This window comes from Arthrobacter sp. AG1021 (assembly GCF_003633665.1).
Lineage (GTDB): Bacteria > Actinomycetota > Actinomycetes > Actinomycetales > Micrococcaceae > Glutamicibacter > Glutamicibacter soli.
Map to the genome: position 1 here is coordinate 233,620 of NZ_RBLB01000010.1, position 15,225 is coordinate 248,844.

Annotated in this window: 14 protein-coding genes and 1 riboswitch; of the genes, 4 read left to right on the plus strand and 10 right to left on the minus strand. The window is 63.2% G+C overall.

Annotated elements, in window-relative coordinates; translation table 11 throughout:
• Nucleotides 1-23: 23 nt before the first annotated feature.
• Both DFO58_RS14655 and DFO58_RS14660 read left to right on the plus strand, forming a co-directional pair.
• Entirely contained in the window at nt 24-233 is a 210-nt protein-coding gene (locus DFO58_RS14655) for a hypothetical protein (RefSeq protein ID WP_147407299.1), read from the plus strand.
• A 242-nt stretch (nt 234-475) separates the two neighbouring features.
• A complete protein-coding gene (locus DFO58_RS14660; RefSeq protein ID WP_286163621.1) occupies nt 476-2,680 on the plus strand; it encodes a bifunctional UDP-sugar hydrolase/5'-nucleotidase in 2,205 nt (734 codons plus the stop codon).
• 79 nt (nt 2,681-2,759) lie between these two features.
• Here DFO58_RS14660 and DFO58_RS14665 read toward each other — a convergent pair whose 3' ends face one another.
• From DFO58_RS14665 to DFO58_RS14710, 10 genes are all read right to left on the minus strand, one after another.
• Nucleotides 2,760-3,083: a putative quinol monooxygenase gene (locus DFO58_RS14665; RefSeq protein ID WP_047118098.1), complete on the minus strand. Its 324-nt coding sequence runs from the start codon at nt 3,081-3,083 to the stop codon at nt 2,760-2,762.
• Nucleotides 3,084-3,222: 139 nt separating this feature from the next.
• Nucleotides 3,223-3,627, minus strand: coding sequence for a VOC family protein (locus DFO58_RS14670; protein WP_053797240.1), 405 nt, complete (start codon nt 3,625-3,627; stop codon nt 3,223-3,225).
• Nucleotides 3,628-4,059: 432 nt separating this feature from the next.
• Entirely contained in the window at nt 4,060-4,467 is a 408-nt protein-coding gene (locus DFO58_RS14675) for an MmcQ/YjbR family DNA-binding protein (protein ID WP_120991548.1), read from the minus strand.
• Nucleotides 4,468-4,570: 103 nt separating this feature from the next.
• Nucleotides 4,571-4,987 carry a CoA-binding protein gene (locus tag DFO58_RS14680; protein WP_120991592.1) on the minus strand — a complete coding sequence of 139 codons (417 nt, stop codon included), beginning with the start codon at nt 4,985-4,987 and terminating at the stop codon, nt 4,571-4,573.
• Between the two features lie 96 nt (nt 4,988-5,083).
• A complete protein-coding gene (locus tag DFO58_RS14685; RefSeq protein WP_120991549.1) occupies nt 5,084-6,502 on the minus strand; it encodes an NtaA/DmoA family FMN-dependent monooxygenase in 1,419 nt (472 codons plus the stop codon).
• A gap of 2 nt (nt 6,503-6,504) precedes the next feature.
• Nucleotides 6,505-7,749 (minus strand): acyl-CoA dehydrogenase family protein, encoded by a 1,245-nt coding sequence (locus DFO58_RS14690; RefSeq protein WP_120991550.1) that lies wholly within the window; start codon nt 7,747-7,749, stop codon nt 6,505-6,507.
• A gap of 44 nt (nt 7,750-7,793) precedes the next feature.
• The gene (locus tag DFO58_RS14695; RefSeq protein WP_113607593.1) at nt 7,794-9,416 is read right to left on the minus strand and encodes an ABC transporter ATP-binding protein; all 1,623 of its coding nucleotides are present in this window, start codon (nt 9,414-9,416) and stop codon (nt 7,794-7,796) included.
• Between the two features lie 28 nt (nt 9,417-9,444).
• The gene (locus tag DFO58_RS14700; RefSeq protein ID WP_113607592.1) at nt 9,445-10,332 is read right to left on the minus strand and encodes an ABC transporter permease; all 888 of its coding nucleotides are present in this window, start codon (nt 10,330-10,332) and stop codon (nt 9,445-9,447) included.
• A gap of 14 nt (nt 10,333-10,346) precedes the next feature.
• Entirely contained in the window at nt 10,347-11,303 is a 957-nt protein-coding gene (locus tag DFO58_RS14705) for an ABC transporter permease (RefSeq protein ID WP_113607591.1), read from the minus strand.
• Nucleotides 11,304-11,314: 11 nt separating this feature from the next.
• A complete protein-coding gene (locus DFO58_RS14710; RefSeq protein WP_113607590.1) occupies nt 11,315-12,949 on the minus strand; it encodes an ABC transporter substrate-binding protein in 1,635 nt (544 codons plus the stop codon).
• A 121-nt stretch (nt 12,950-13,070) separates the two neighbouring features.
• Nucleotides 13,071-13,162, minus strand: a riboswitch (SAM riboswitch).
• A gap of 412 nt (nt 13,163-13,574) precedes the next feature.
• Here DFO58_RS14710 and DFO58_RS14715 point away from each other — a divergent pair.
• Nucleotides 13,575-14,243 (plus strand): biliverdin-producing heme oxygenase, encoded by a 669-nt coding sequence (locus DFO58_RS14715; RefSeq protein ID WP_120991551.1) that lies wholly within the window; start codon nt 13,575-13,577, stop codon nt 14,241-14,243.
• Between the two features lie 94 nt (nt 14,244-14,337).
• Nucleotides 14,338-15,201 carry an SDR family oxidoreductase gene (locus DFO58_RS14720; RefSeq protein WP_120991552.1) on the plus strand — a complete coding sequence of 288 codons (864 nt, stop codon included), beginning with the start codon at nt 14,338-14,340 and terminating at the stop codon, nt 15,199-15,201.
• The last annotated feature ends 24 nt before the right edge of the window (nt 15,202-15,225 follow it).

Below are 15,225 nucleotides of genomic sequence, written 5' to 3' on the forward strand. Positions count from 1 at the left end.
AATCGACAGTTCAAGGGTGCACGATGAAGTCACGGTTGCTCGGCGTAGTACTGCTGCTGGCCAGCGTCTGCATTTTCGTGCTCGCGCTGGACAACTCCCAGCGCTCTCTGGCAACCACCTGCTGGGTCGCTTCAACCCTGATGTTCATTGCGGCAGCCATGCTGCTCCTCAGCGGTATCGTCGGATCTTCCTCTGTGACCACCGGAGATCCACGACGCAAGCGCCAGCGCTAAAGCCTCCGACTCTTTTTCACCGCATGCCCTGCCGCATCGGCGGGGCATGCGGCATTTCCAGTGATGCAAAACGTCGAATAAGCCCCTTGCAACGCCAAAAACATCTGTTTTATACGTGAAATCTACGTTCAAGCATCGACAGGTACACCTTCATGGGATAAAGATGAGATAAGTCACACGCTTAACTCTGAGGAGGATCTATGCCTGCGTTCAGGCAGATCAAGAACTTAACGCTGACTTCCATGGCTACTGCAGCTTTGGTCGCCTCCGGATGCGTTGCCGCGCAGGCCGCCCCGGCAGCAGAGCCAGCAGCCCCGGGGACATTCACCCTGGACATTTTGGACATCAACGACTTCCACGGCCGCATTGCCGATGATCGGGACTCCGCGGGCGCCGCTGTGCTCGCAGGTGCCGTCGACATGCTGCGGGCGGCGAACCCGAACACGCTCTTCGTGTCGGCCGGCGACAACATCGGCGCCTCGACCTTCGCTTCGGCCTCGCAGGAGGACGCGCCAACCATCGAAGCATTAGGTGCCGGAGGTCTCGACGTGTCAACCGTGGGCAACCACGAATTCGACCGCGGCTTCGAGGACCTGAAGGGCCGAGTCATCGACAGCTATGCCAAGGCCTCCGGCCAGGACGGCGCAGACTTCGCCCTAGGTGCCAACGTCTACGACAAGGCCACCGGCAAGCCGGCCTTGAAGGAATACGCCATTCGCGAGGTCAACGGCGTCAAAGTCGGCTTCATCGGAACTGTCACCGAGGACGTCCCCTCGCTGGTGACCCCCACGGGGATCAAGGACCTGGCATTCGGCAACGAGCTCGAAGCGGTCAACCGCGTCGCCAAGCAGCTTTCCGACGGCGATACGACTAACGGCGAAGCATCAGTCATCGTCGTGCTGACCCACAACGGCTCGGAAAGCACCACTTGCGGCACCATCGCCGCAGAGAAAACCACCTACGGCGAACTGATCCGTGGTGCCAGCGAGCAGGTGGACGCCATTGTTTCAGGCCATACCCACCAGCCGTACAACTGCGAAATCGCGGGCCCCACAGGCACCGAGCGCCCGGTCATCCAAGCGCACCAGTACGGCACCACCCTGGGCAAGATCTCCCTCGAGGTCGACGAGGCCAAGGGTGATGTCACCGATTCCTCGACCGAGCTCTTGCCCCTTGCCATCAAGGACGACGCCGGAGACTGGGTCTACACCCCGAACAAAACCGTCGCTCAGATCGTAGAAACCGCAATCACGGAATCGGACAAGGTCGGCAACCAGAAGATCGGGCAGATCTCAGCCGATATCCTGCGCGGCGGCAAGCAACCGGGATCGGACCGCGGCGTGGAATCCACGCTGGGCAACACCGTGGCGGACATCCACCTGTGGGCCACCTCGAATGAGGACTTCGCCGGCACCAAGGCGCAGATCGCGTTCATGAACGCCGGCGGCCTGCGCGCCGACCTGCGGTACGGCAAGGACGGCAGCGTCAGCTACAAGGCGGCCGCCGAGGTGCAACCTTTCGCCAACACGCTGAAGACCTTCGACCTCACGGGCGCCCAGATCCGCGAGGCGCTGGAACAGCAGTGGCAGCCTAAGGGCTCCGAGCGCACGAAGCTGCAGCTGGGCATCTCAGAAGGCCTGTCCTACACCTACGTCGAGGACGCACCTCGTGGGGAGCATATCAAGGACATCACCTTCAACGGCGAGCCGCTGGATGAGAAGGCCATCTTCCACGTGGTTGCCAACGCGTTTTTGGCCGCTGGCGGCGACAACTTCGCGGCCTTCGCCGAAGGCACGAACCATGCCGACTCCGGGCAGATCGACCTGGACGCCACCGTGAACTACTTCAAGTCCCACGATGTCGTCGATCCAGCCCCGCTGGGACGCGCGATGATCGCCGGCACCGACTGGGCCCAGGTCGAGCTTTCCGCCACCGAGGCGGAAGCTGGCCAGGACATCGAGGTCACCGTCTCCGGTCTGGAGGAAGGCGCGCAGATCACCGCCTCGGCCTTCAACGGGGAGCTGGAAATCACCGACATCCCGGCGGCGGATGCGCAGGGAACCACCAGCTTCACACTGCCGATTGCCGAGGGCACCGAGGCCGGCGACTACGAGCTGCTGATCTCGCAGGTGCAGCGCGAAAGCATCTCCACCACGTTCACCGTGGTGGCCGCCGAGCCGCCAGCCAGCCCGACGCCTTCGGAAAGCGCATCGTCAACTGCAAGCCCGTCCCCGACACAGACTCCTGACGAGTCGAGCGAGCCGACCAGCTCGGCCACGCCGACAGCTTCGGCCACCCCGACGGACAACGGCAACCAGAATGACCGTGATGACCTGGCGCAGACCGGTTTCAGCGCATCCTGGATCGGCATTGCAGCTGGTGCCATTGTCCTGCTGGGCATCCTCCTGCTGCTGGTACGCCGCTTCGGAAACAAGAACAGCCACTAGGCTGACCGCCGCACCAGCTGCGTAGAGCGAAGGCGCGGACCCCGTTCGGGGTCCGCGCCTTCAACGCTTAATGAGTGAATTAGTCGATGACAAGTTCGCCCATGGTGTCCCAGTCCTCGCCGTCGACCTTGCGGGAGACGATTTTCGGAGTGGACACCAGCAGCGGGCGCATGGATTCCAGGCCGGCTGCGAAGTGTGCGGAGTTGACGTGGGCGCCAGCGGCTTCGTCATCGCGGAATGCCTCGACGAGCACGAACTCGTTGGGATCCTCGACGCTGATCGACCAGTCAAACCACAGGTTGCCTTCTTCGGCGCGGGTGGCCTTGGTGAACTCGGCAACGTGGTCCATGAAGCTGTCGGTGAATTCTGGCTTTACCTGATATTTAACAACGATGAAGTACATGCTTCCAGTCTATTGATCCACCGGCGTTTTGGGCCCCTCAGCACATGTATTCTTGGTCCCTTTGGCGAAACCGTGGTCCACAGGTCCCGGCCAGAACCTTCTCCGGAGGCTGGCAAGAAGGCATGAGGCAGATAGGGGCTCAAGTGGTTGGGCCGGCCTCGTCCTTCATCCAGAACGGAGAATAGTGGTATCCGTCCGGGTCGTCGAACTGCCGCTGGTACATGAACGGATAGTCATCGGTGTCGCCGATTTTTCCTCCTGCGGCTCCAGCTCGCTCGACCAGCTCGTCGACCGCTTCGCGGCTGCCCAGGTCGAATGACACCGTGACCTTCGAGGGCGTATCGGGCCCGCCGATAAGTTCTTCCACGCCTCCGACACTCGCATACATTTCACGGCTGCCGAGCATGACATACTGATCAGCCGAGATCGCAAAACAGGCGACCTCGTCGCTGGACATCTCGGAGTTCAGCGTCCAACCGAGGGCTGTGTAGAACGCAGTGGCCCGCTCGACGCTCTGGACGGGGCACGTAATGAACAGGCTCATGAATCCATGGTTCTCATTCGACGATGCGCTGTCAATGCCCCGCGTCGGCTCGCCTCAAGCATCCGCGAAGGCTCCGGTCCCCGACCTGGACTCAGGCCCCAGATTCCCGGAAGCAGGACCATGCGCCGCAGGCCCGGTGCCTTGGATAGAGGCGTCCGGCCCGGGCGATGCCGAAAGCAGGAGCCGCTTGTTTCTATTTGCAGGTAGCAGCCTGGGCAAATATAGGTAGTGAATGATTGAGCCGTATATTGAATTCCAAATTCATCCTGACAAGACTGAATTTAGGATGGCGCTTGCAACCATCCATTGTTGCCGGGGCGGCGCAAATAATCCCCCAAGTTATTTGTGCGGCAGCGAGGCTCTCCACTTACCCCCAATACGGTGGAGAGCCGCCCCTCCCGATACTTTTTGCCTTGCCGGCTTGGCCGGCATTCACCAGGAACGGCGGATGACTTCCTTGTCCCGGTTCGGCATTCCGTCGACGACCAGATCATAGGAGTCCTCGATGAGCTCGCGCATGGTTTGCTCGTCCAGCCCCATTCGCACCGAATTCCAGTGCTTCTTGTTCATGTGATATCCCGGGGTGATCTCCGGGTGCTCGCTTCGCTGCTGGTCAGCCAGCGCGGGTTCGCATTTCAGGTTCAGCAGCAGCTCGCCGTGCAGGTGCATGATCAAGGCAAACAGCTTGCCGTTGTCCCGGTCCCTGCCGGCGACCTTGAAGACTGTCGTTTCCGGCCCGAACGGATGGTCTTCATAGGCGCGGGGCATCTGCAGGCACAAGGCCCGCCAGGCATTTTCCGTGCGTTCCTTGTCGCTATGCGACGATCCATTGCCCGACATTGTGAGCTCCCCGGTTCCCTCAACGATCCACGTTTCGGAGCCAACGGTATCAGCCTGAATCGGCTTCGTGCTGGGCTATCGGCGCCCCGACGATACCGGGTCGCTAAATACGCGGAAATTCGATCATGGGGCAGGTGTCCATGACGACGTCCAAGCCGGCAGCGGCTGCCCTCCGTGCCGCGCTCTGGTCTATCACCCCTAGTTGAAGCCAGATTGCCCGCGCGCCGACGGCAATTGCCTGGTCGACGACGTCGCCGACTTTCTGCGAATTGACGAAGCAGTTCACCACGTCGATCGTGCCCGGGATATCCGCCAGCTTCTCGTAACCGCTCCGGCCGAATACCGACTCCCCGGTGAGCGACACCGGAATGATTTCCATGCCCAGCGAGTCCTGGAGGAAGCGTGCGACCGAAGGCGCGACGCGCCGCGGATTGTTGGTCAGGCCGACAACTGCCCAGCGGCCTCGATTTGTCAGCAGTCGCCGGATGACTGCGGGATCGTTTACGTGGTTGGTGCCCATGTGCGCAACGATACCGCCGTTGCCGATGAAAGTCTGCGGATCAGGAAATGGCAGGCAGATCCCCTCCCAGTTGGATCTGCCTGCCAAGCTTTGTTGCTAGCCCTGGTACTGCATGCTGGCCTCGGAATTTGCGGCCGAGTATTCGGTGAAGGCGCCGCGGTACTGGGCTGCCGGATGGTTTGCCGGGAGCTTGTCCCCGCGTCCGAAGACCTTTTGCCGCAGGCTTCCCGGCGCATACTCGCTCTGCGCCAGGCCGCGGCGGCGCAGCTCCGGAAGGACGCCTTCGATGAAGTTGTCGTACGAGCCGGGCAGCACGTGGTTCATGATGTTCAGCCCGTCGATCCCGGCATCCTGCCAGCGCTCCAGCTCGTCGACGATCTGTTCCGGGGTGCCCACGATCTGCTGGGCCTTGGCCCGGTAGTTCGCCAGGTCGCGCAGGGTTGGATTGCGTCCCGGGGTCGAGGCCAGTACCGCTTCCAGCACGCCCTGGGCGCCTTCGGTCTTCACCGCGCCCAGTGGAGTGTCCAAGTCCAGCCCGCCGAGGTCGACGCCGATGCCTCCCCCAATATGGGCAACGATGGCCTCCAGGTCTAGATACTGGTCGTATTCCGCTTCCAGGGCCTTGGCCTCTGCTTCGGTGGAACCGACCACGAAGGAGAGCCCTGCGAAGACCTTGATATCCGTGCGGGTGCGGCCGGCGGCTTCGAGGTTGCCGATCAGCTGGGCGTTTTTCTTGGCCACGTATTCCGGGTGCGGCGCAAACAGGAACGTCGCCTCCGCATGGGTGGCGGCGAACTGCGAGCCGCGCGGCGAGGACCCCGCCTGGAACAGGAACGGGGTGCGCTGGACGCTGGGCAGGGCCAGGTGCGGCCCGTCGATCGAGTACAGCTGGCCGCGGTGGTTGATCTTGTTGACCCGGGCCGGGTCGGCGTAGATGCCCGACTCCTTGTCTGCCTTGAGCGCATCGTCCTCCCAAGAGCCCTCCCAGAGCTTGTAGGCGGCTTCCACGTACTCCTCGGCCCAGGCATAGCGGTCGTCGTGCGCGACCAGGTTGTCGCCGCCGAAGTTTCGGTGCGCGTTCTCCAGCACGCTGGTCACGATGTTCCAGGCCACGCGGCCGTTGGACAGGTGGTCGAGCGTGGAGGCCTGGCGGGCGAACTGGAACGGGTGCGCCTGCACCACCGAGCTGGTCATGGCCAGCCCGATGTCGCTGGTGGTGGCGGACAGCGCGGAGAGCAGCACCAGCGGGTCCTGGCTCGGAACCTGCAGCCCCTTGCGCACCAGCGAGGCCCAGCCGCCCTCGTGGTCGCCGTACAAGCCCACCACGTCGGCGAAGAACAGGCTGTCGAACTTGGCGTCTTCCAGCTTCTTGGCCAGCTCCACCCAGAGCGCCAGCTCGTCGAACTTGTGCTGCTCGGCCTGAGGGTGGCGCCACATGCCGCCGAGGATGTGGCTGGAGGTGTTCATCAGGAAGGCCGAGAGCAGGAAGCGCGGCCGCGAGTCGAAGGTTCCCATGGCTACTTGGCTCCCTTGGCTTCGCCGATCGAGTGCAGGCCCGTCGGGATGGTTCCGTTGATGAAGTAGTCGCCCACCGAGCGGGCCTTGAAGGCGACCGGGTTGTGGGTGGCGACGGTGCGGGCATTGCGCCAGAAGCGGTCAAGCGACTTGGAGGTGGAGACCGCCGAGGCGCCGGTGACGTCGAAGAGCTCGCTGGTGGCGTCGAGGACCAGCTTCGGGGCCGCCACGTGCGCCTGCTGCACCGCGAGCTCGGCGCGCAGGAAGGCGGACTCCGCATCCAGGCCGAGGCCCGGGTCCAGTGCGGCGTCCAGGTCTCGGGCCGCCGAGACCACGATCGATTCCGCGGCGAAGACGTTGGAGGCCAGGCGTCCCACGAGCTCCTGGATCTGCGGGTCGTCCTTGAATAGCGCGCCGGAGCCGGTGTTGAAGGTACGGGTGCGGGTGGCCACAATGCGGGCGGCTTCGTTGCGGGCGGCCTTGCCGATGCCGACCAGCACCGAGAGCAGGCACAGCTGGAAGAACGCGGGCTCCAGGGTGGAGGCCACCTTGCGCTGGATGATGTTCTGCTCGTCCACCGCGACGTCGGCGAAGATCGCGGTGCCGGTGCCGGTCAGCGGCTGGCCGAAGCCGTCCCAGTCGTCGAGGATCTCAACGCCCTGGGCATGGCGGTCGACCACCGCGTACTGGCGCCCCTCGACGCCGTCCGTGGTCGCCATGACAACTACCCAGTCGGCGAAGATCGAGCCGGTGGTGTAGTACTTCTCGCCGCGCAGCACCCACCCGGCATCGGTCTTGACGAGCTTGGTGTTGGTGCTGCCCAGCGCGTTGCCGCCGCGCTCGGTGGCGGCATTGCCGAAAATCTCCCCGGCGAGCACACGCGGGAACCAGCGATCCTGGAATTCCTGCGGCTGCAGCGCAATGGTTTCCACGAAGGAGAAGTGGCTGCGCAGCAGGTGCGACACATTGGAGTCGGCGGCCGACAGTTCAATGAGCAGGCGGAAAAGATGCTCGTGGCTGACCGGATCCCCGCCGTGGCTTGCCGGCACGCGCAACGTGGTGAATCCGGCGTCCTTCAGCCACTGGACCTGCTCGAAAGGCAGGATGCGCTGCTGTTCGCGTTCCCGGGTGCCTTCGGCGATACGCGCGAATACCTCGCTGAAGCGGGCCGAGAGCTGCTGGTAGGCGGCTTCGCTGCCGTACGGTGCGGTAATGGTCAGGGTCGATTCCAGGGCGTCGGTGCTCATAGTATCTCTTTCGGAATTCAGTGAAATAAGTGGTTCGTGGATGTTCAGCGGCTGCGCGTCTCGGCGAGCTCGCGCAGTACGCGGCCGGGGTTCGCTGCCAGCAGTGTTCGGGTGTACTCGTGCTGCGGGTCGGAGAAGACCTGTGCGACGGATCCGACCTCGACCAGTTCGCCGCCGCGCATCACGCCGACCTGGTGGCTGATGCGTTCAACCACGTGCAGGTCGTGGGAGATGAACAGGTAGGTGAGGTTTTCCTCGCGCTGCAGCGTATCGAGCAGTTCCAGGATTTGTTCCTGCGTCAGGACGTCCAGTGCGCTCAGCGCCTCGTCGAGCACCAGGATCTTAGCGCCGTTTGCCAGTGCCCGGGCGATGGCCACCCGCTGCCGCTGGCCGCCCGACAGTTCGCCGGGCCGCTTGGAGGCAAGCTCCGCACCCAGATTGACCTGTTCCATGAGCTGGGCCACGCGAGCGCGACGCCAGGCCGCGTCGCCCAGGCGGTAGTTGACCATTGGCTCGGCGATGATCGCTTCGACCCGCTGCCGGGGATCCAGCGCGGAGTCCGGGTTCTGGTAGACCAGCTGGGCTTCGCGCCACAGCGCGTAGCGCTGCTTTCCTCCGATGCCGGTCACCTCGTTGCCGTTGACTCGCGCGCTGCCGTTGCTGGCTTCGAGCAGGCCCATGATGATTTTCGCGGTGGTGGATTTTCCCGAGCCGGATTCGCCGACCAGAGAGAACGTGGTCCCCCGGGCGACGTCGAAGGACACGGAAGACACCGCAGTATGGGCCGCAGTCCCCTTGCCGAAAACCTTGCCGAGGTTCGCGACCGAGATCGCCAGGTCATCGGTGCTCCGCGTGTCCTGCTGGTTCGCGGTGGCGTAGGCCTGGTCAAGCAGCGCCTTGGTATACGGGTCGATGCTCTGGGAGACCAATTCCGCCACGCTCCGGTCTTCGAGGATGCGCCCGGAGTTCATGACCAGGACGCGGTCGGCGATATCCGTGGCGACGGCCAGGTCGTGGGTCACGAACAGCACGGTGGTTCCGTTTTTGCGTGCCAGCGACACGAAGATCTCCAGCACGGTCCGCTGCACGGTGACATCCAGCGCGCTCGTAGGCTCATCGGCGATGAGCAGCTTCGGGTTCAGTGCGAACGCAATGGCGATCAGTACACGCTGCTTCAACCCGCCTGACAGCTCATGCGGGTACTGCGACATCCTGCTTTCGGCGCGGTCAATGCCCACGCTTTCCAGCAGCTCGATCGCCTTGGAACGCCATTGGGCTTTGGGGACCGAACGGCTGGGGTGCAGCCTGAACACCTCGATCACCTGGGAGCCGATGGTCTTCACCGGGTCCAGGGAGGCGCCCGGGTCCTGCGGCACCAGCCCGATGCCTGCCCCGCGGATCTTGCGCCATTCGTGCACGTTCAACGTGGTCACTTCGGTGCCGCCAAAGCGCACGCTGCCGGTGCTTTTGGTGCCCTGGGGCAGCAAACCGATCAGGGACTTGGTCAGCGTCGACTTGCCGGAGCCGGATTCGCCGACGATGGCAACGATCTGCCCGCCGGGAATCTGGAGGTTGATGTTGTCCGCGGCGATGGTTCCCTGCGCGTACTGAACCGTGAGGTCTTCAATCCGGATCACCGGATTGGCGGTATTCTGTGGGGCATTCATGGATCTCTCCTTTCAACCGGGTACGGCGCTAGAAGCGGAAGGCTTTGTTGACGGCTCGCCCCAAGGTGGCCATCAGCATCACTGCGGCAACGATGACCAGGCCGGGAAGGGTGGTGAGCCACCAGGCGACAGAAAGGTACTGCCGTCCCTCGGAGATCAGCAGACCCCACTCCGGGGTCGGCGGCGGGGAACCGAAGCCGAGGAAACCGAGCCCCGAGATCGCCAGGATTGCCGCGCCGAGGTCAACGGCCAGCAGCGAGAGCACTGGCCCGATCACGTGTGGAATGATATGTCGGCGCAGAACGGTGAAGTATCCGCCCCCGCTCATCAGCGCGGCCTGCACGAAGTCCCGGGAACGGACCCGGAGCACCTCGGTGCGCACCAGCCGTGCGAAGGCCGCAATGGAAGCGATCCCGACACCGAGTCCCAGCGACAGCGGGCCGGGTTCGGTCGCGGTCACCAGGATCAGGGCGATCAGGAACGCCGGGACTGCCAGGATGACATCCACCAGGCGCATGGCTGCGCTATCGGCAAACCTGCCGGCGGTTCCGGCAAGCAGCCCGAGGATCGAACCGACAATGCTGCCGATCAGGCAGGCAAGCCCCGCGGTGAGCAGCGTCTGCCGGGTTCCGTACACAACTCGGGAGAAGACATCGCGTCCCAGGTGATCGGTGCCGAACAGGTGCTCGGAGCTTGGAGCCAGGAGCTTGTCCGCCGGCACTCCGGTGATCGGGTCGTGGCCGGTGAACAGCGAGGGAACCAAGGCCCACAACAGCACGATGGCCAGCGGAACCAGGACCCACCACCGCGCCAGCCGGCGCCGCGCCGCGGAGGATCCCGAGGTCCGCGCAACCGGCTGTTCGGAAGCGGCCAGGGGTGCGGCGGTCGTATCGACGTTGTCTGCCAGAAGGCTCATGGACTTTTCCTTCCCTAGGCCGCAAGCGCGCGGGGCGAACCGGAGCGGGCGGTGATGATACGCGGATCGAGCTTCGGATGGATGAGGTCAACCAGCAGGTTGACTGTTGTGAACACGACGGCGGTCAGCAGGACCAGCCCCTGGACCAGCGGGATGTCCTGGACGGTGACCGACTGGAGAATCAGCTGGCCCAACCCTGCACGGGCGAAAACGGTTTCGGTGATCACCGACCCGGCAAGCAGCGTTCCGATGGTGATGCCGGCAATGGACAGCGCGGCGGGCGCGGCGTTCTTCAGCGTATGGCGGTAGAAAATCCACGATTCGCTGGCGCCCTTGGCCCGCAGCACGTCCACGAATGGCTGGGTGTTGACTTCCTGCACGCTCTTGATGAGCACCTGGGCGATGGGTGCGCTCAAATGCACCGCCAGCACGAAAATCGGCACCGCCAGAGAGAGGAACGAATCGTCCGGGAACAGCGACATCACGCCGAGCTGGACCGCCAGCAGCTGCAGCAGCACCAGCCCAAGCCAGAAGACCGGGATGGAAACCATGAGCGGCGGAAGATTCAGCAGCAGGTTGCGCAGCTTGGCGCCGCGGGCCAGGCTGGCCGCGGCCGTGAGCGCCACAGCGAAAACGACCGCGACAACGAAGGCCGAGCCTGCCAGCACCAGCGTTGAACCGGCGACTTCGCCGATGCGGGCGGATACTTCAGAGCCGCTGGACAGGGAGTATCCCAGATCTCCGCGCAGCAGACCGAGCAGCTGGGAGAAGTACTGGACAATGACCGGTTGGTCGTACCCGTAGTACTCCTTCATCTGCGCGATAGTCGCCGGATCAGCTGCCGAGTCCGAGTTCAGGAAAATCGTCACCGGGTCGTTGGGAAGCGACTGAACTGCGATGAATACCGCGGTGTAGGCAAGCCAGATCACCAGCAGGGCCTGGCCTACGCGCTTGGCAATGTATCCGCCCATGGCTTCGACTCCTAGCCTTCGCTCTTCCAAGCGCCCTGGAAGATCGGGGCGGTACCGGAGGTGAACTCGACGTGGGCTGACTTGTTCGCGCCGTAAACCTGGACTTCGTCCCACAGTACGAGCGTCAGGGCCTTGTCCAGCACCAGTGCACGCTGTTCTTCCTCGACCAGCTTCAGATGCTCTTCTTCGCTGGTTGCCGCCTGTTCCTTGGCGAAGAGCTTGTTCAGTTCCTCGTCGGAGTTCAGGGTCTGGGTATTGTTGGCCGGCGCGTACACCGGGCCGAGGCCGCCGAGGGCGAACTGGCGGGTGCCGAAGAATTCGACCTTGTCGTCGACCAGTGCGTTGACCAGGAAGGTGTTGTCGGCCGCGCGGTTGACCAGCTTCACGCCAAGGTCGCGCCACTGCTGCTCGATCAATTCGAAGGCCGGCTTGATGACAACCGAGTTGTTCGAGGTGGCCACCGTGATTTCCAGCTTTTCGCCGTCCTTCTCACGGATGCCGTCGGCGCCGACCTTCCAGCCTGCTTCGTCCAGGAGCTGCTTTGATTTCTCCGGGTTGTAGGCGATTTCAGAGGACAGGTCGACGAAACCCGGGGCCTTGTGGTTCAAGATCGATCCCGCCACGACGTAGCTGTCGGACAGCACGGTGTCCTTGATGGCTTGGCGGTCGATTCCGACCTGTAGCGCCTGGCGGACCTTGGCGTCCGCCAGCTTGCCGGAGCCGATGCGCACTGCTGCCTGGTTCGTGGTCAGGTCCACTCCCTGCGCGGCGAAGACCTGGCCGCCGTTGGCTGCCAGTACCTGCTCGTCCACCGGCTGCAGACCTCGGACCAGGTCGACCTGGCCCGACTGGGCGGCGCCGGCGCGGCTTGCGACTTCAGGCAGGTACTTGACCACGAGGGAGTCAAGGTATGCGTCGCCCTGGTTCGGGGCGGTTTCCGGGGCCCAGGCGTAGTCATCGCGGCTGGTGAACACCACTTCTTCGTCCGGCTTTTCCGATTCGAAGACAAACGGGCCGGAACCGACGATCTTGGCGATGGCTGACTGGCCTGCATTGTCCAGCTTCAAGGTCTTCGGGGAGACCAGGCCTGCGGCGACCGAAGAAGTAGCGCGCAGGAAGTTGGCGTCGGGACGCTTCAGCGTCACCTTCACCTGGTTCTCCCCCACGACCTCGGCCGACTTGTAGGCGCCGAAGTCCACGTTTGGAGCGATCTGTGCATCCTTGATGCCCAGACCCAGCGCGTCAAGATTCAGCTTAACCGCTTCGGCATCAAGCGCGGATCCATCCGAAAAAGTCACTCCGTCGCGAATGGTGAAGGTGAATTCCGTCTGCTCCTTGTTCGCCTTGAAATCCTTGGCAATCCAGCCCACCAGCTTGCCGGATTCAACGTCGAAGTAGGTCAGGCGGTCAAGGACCGAGTTCAGCACGTTGGCCTTCTCGTAGAAGCGCGCTGCCTGGGTCTGCCAGTTGTTGATCGGGGTGACCTCGGCGAAGGTGAAGGTGCCGCCTTCAACCGGTTCGCCGGAGGCGGTCGGGGCGCCTTCCGCTGGGGCGGCAGTTGTCGAGTTTCCGCCGCAGGCAGTCAGCGTCAGGCCTAGGACGGTGACAAGGGCCGCTGCTTTCAAGCTCAGGTGCGAAGTACGCATCTTCGTGTGTTCCTCTCGGTGTTGGACCCGAGGATTACGCCTGATGTTCAACGATCCGCTTGTAGCGAGTTCGAGGGAAGGCAGAGATCTCCCCTTGAAGGACCGTTGCGAAATCTAGCAATCTCCATCGGTCCTGGCCTTAGCACCGCTCCCGATGTCGGGTGGTTGCTGCGACGTCAACGAGCCAGGTCTCTCAGTCGCTCTGGATGGTGTGGTGTCCAATTTCTTGAACAATTTCAGTGTCGAACACGGAGTTGAATATGACCAAGCGTGACGTAAGTAAAACGTCATGAAACCCAGCAACGGTTATCAACGCTCTTGAAACGAGTCATTTTGCACGTCACAAAGCGTCTTGTGACGATTCTTGTCGACAGCTCTGACAAATTCTTGACTCGGCACCAGGAAGCAAGATCTGTTGCGGCTCCATGGATGAAGGAGCTGGTTGGACAAAATCGCGATATCAGCGACCACGGCCCGCCCTTCCCAAGCCGATGCGTCCGCCGTCCGGTGAACACGGAAATCACCGTCTCCTGCAGAATGGAACAACCCTCGATTGAAACCGGAAATTAGGTTAGCCTTAATAAAAAATTTCGCCATTCCAATCGCGCTAAGAAAGACGGGCAACATGAGCGCCACCGACGCAACACAGTTTTCCGCCCGGCTTCGCAGCGTCACCCAGGAAGATCACCACGCCGCAGAATCCAGCGACTTCATCACCACGCTGATGGGCGGGGAACGCTCGGCACGCGACTACATGTTGCTGATTGCCCAGTACCACTACATCTACGGTGCGTTGGAAGAAGAAGTCCGGGTGCTTGCCGCGGATCCGGAACTTGGCGAAATCTTGGACGCGGCACTTGAACGCAGTAGGCAGATTGCAAAAGACCTGGATGTCCTGCTGCCGGCCCACGGGTTGAAGGAGATCCCAGCGGCGTTGCCGGCCACCGAGGCCTACGTTGCGGCAATCCGCGCCTCGGCGGCGGAACCGGCGCGCCTCGTCGCCCACCACTACCTGCGCTATCTGGGAGACCTGTCCGGCGGCCTAGCCATCGGAAAGCTCGTATCCCGCCACTATTCCATTCCCGATGAAGCATTGAACATGTGGAAGTTCGAGGCCATCGACAAGCCAAAAATCTACAAGGATTCCTACCGCGACAAACTCGATGTTTTCGGGGCGAACACCTCGCATGCCGAAGCGGTGCTGGACGAGGCGAAGCGCGGGTTCCAGTGGAACAAGTCGATCTTTGAGGACCTGCTGAAGGCAAGCGCCAGCGAGCTGAGCGCCGCATCCTAGGTTTTCGGAAGTTCTGCACTGACCTGCCACCGGCCGCGGGAATGCCTTCGGCCGGCACGTCGTTGGCAACGGTAACCGTCAACGGAGGAAACTCATGAAGATCGCAGTCGCCGGAGCTACCGGAAAACTCGGCACCCTTGTTATCGATGCGCTGTTATCCCGGGGCGCCCCAGCGGGCAGCCTGGTCGCGCTCGGCAGGTCCCCGCAGAAACTCGCCGCCTTGGCAGCCGCGGGCGTGGAGACCCGCGTCGCCGACTACAACGCAGCGCACACGCTCGTCGCGGCCCTCGAAGGCGTCGACAGGCTGCTGCTGATTTCCGGCAGCGACGTGGGACACCGGATCCCGCAGCACGAGAACATCATCAATGCCGCCCGTCGTGTTAACGTCTCGATGATCGCCTACACATCCATCGCCAATGCGCGCACCGGAGCGCTGAAGCTGGCCGCCGAACACGTGGCCACCGAGGACCTGCTGGCGGCCTCCGGGATCCCCTATGTCCTGCTGCGCAACGGCTGGTACATCGAGAACTACACGGACCAGCTCATGGGCTACCTCAATAGCGGGGTCATCCTCGGCACGGCGGGCGAGGGAAAAATCAGCGCCGCCACCCGCGCGGACTTCGCCGAGGCTGCAGCGGCCGTCCTGCTGGATGAGCAGGTTGCCGGGGGAACCATCTACGAGCTCGGCGGAGACAAGCCCTTCACGCTCGGCCAGCTGGCCGGAGCGTTCGGCGCCGCCACCGGGCAAGAGGTCACCTACCGGGATCTGGACCCGCAGACCCTGGCCGGCATCTACGAAGAGTCCGGAATTCCCAAGGTTTACGCCGAGATCCTGGTGGACACCGACGTGCGTATCCGCGACGGCGCCCTTGAGGTGCACGGCTCGGACCTCGCCCGGCTGATCGGCCGCGCACCCACCCCGCTGGGCAGGGCCATCAAGCAGGCCCTGAACAGATAGGCACGGCGCCTTCGGCCCCGGCGA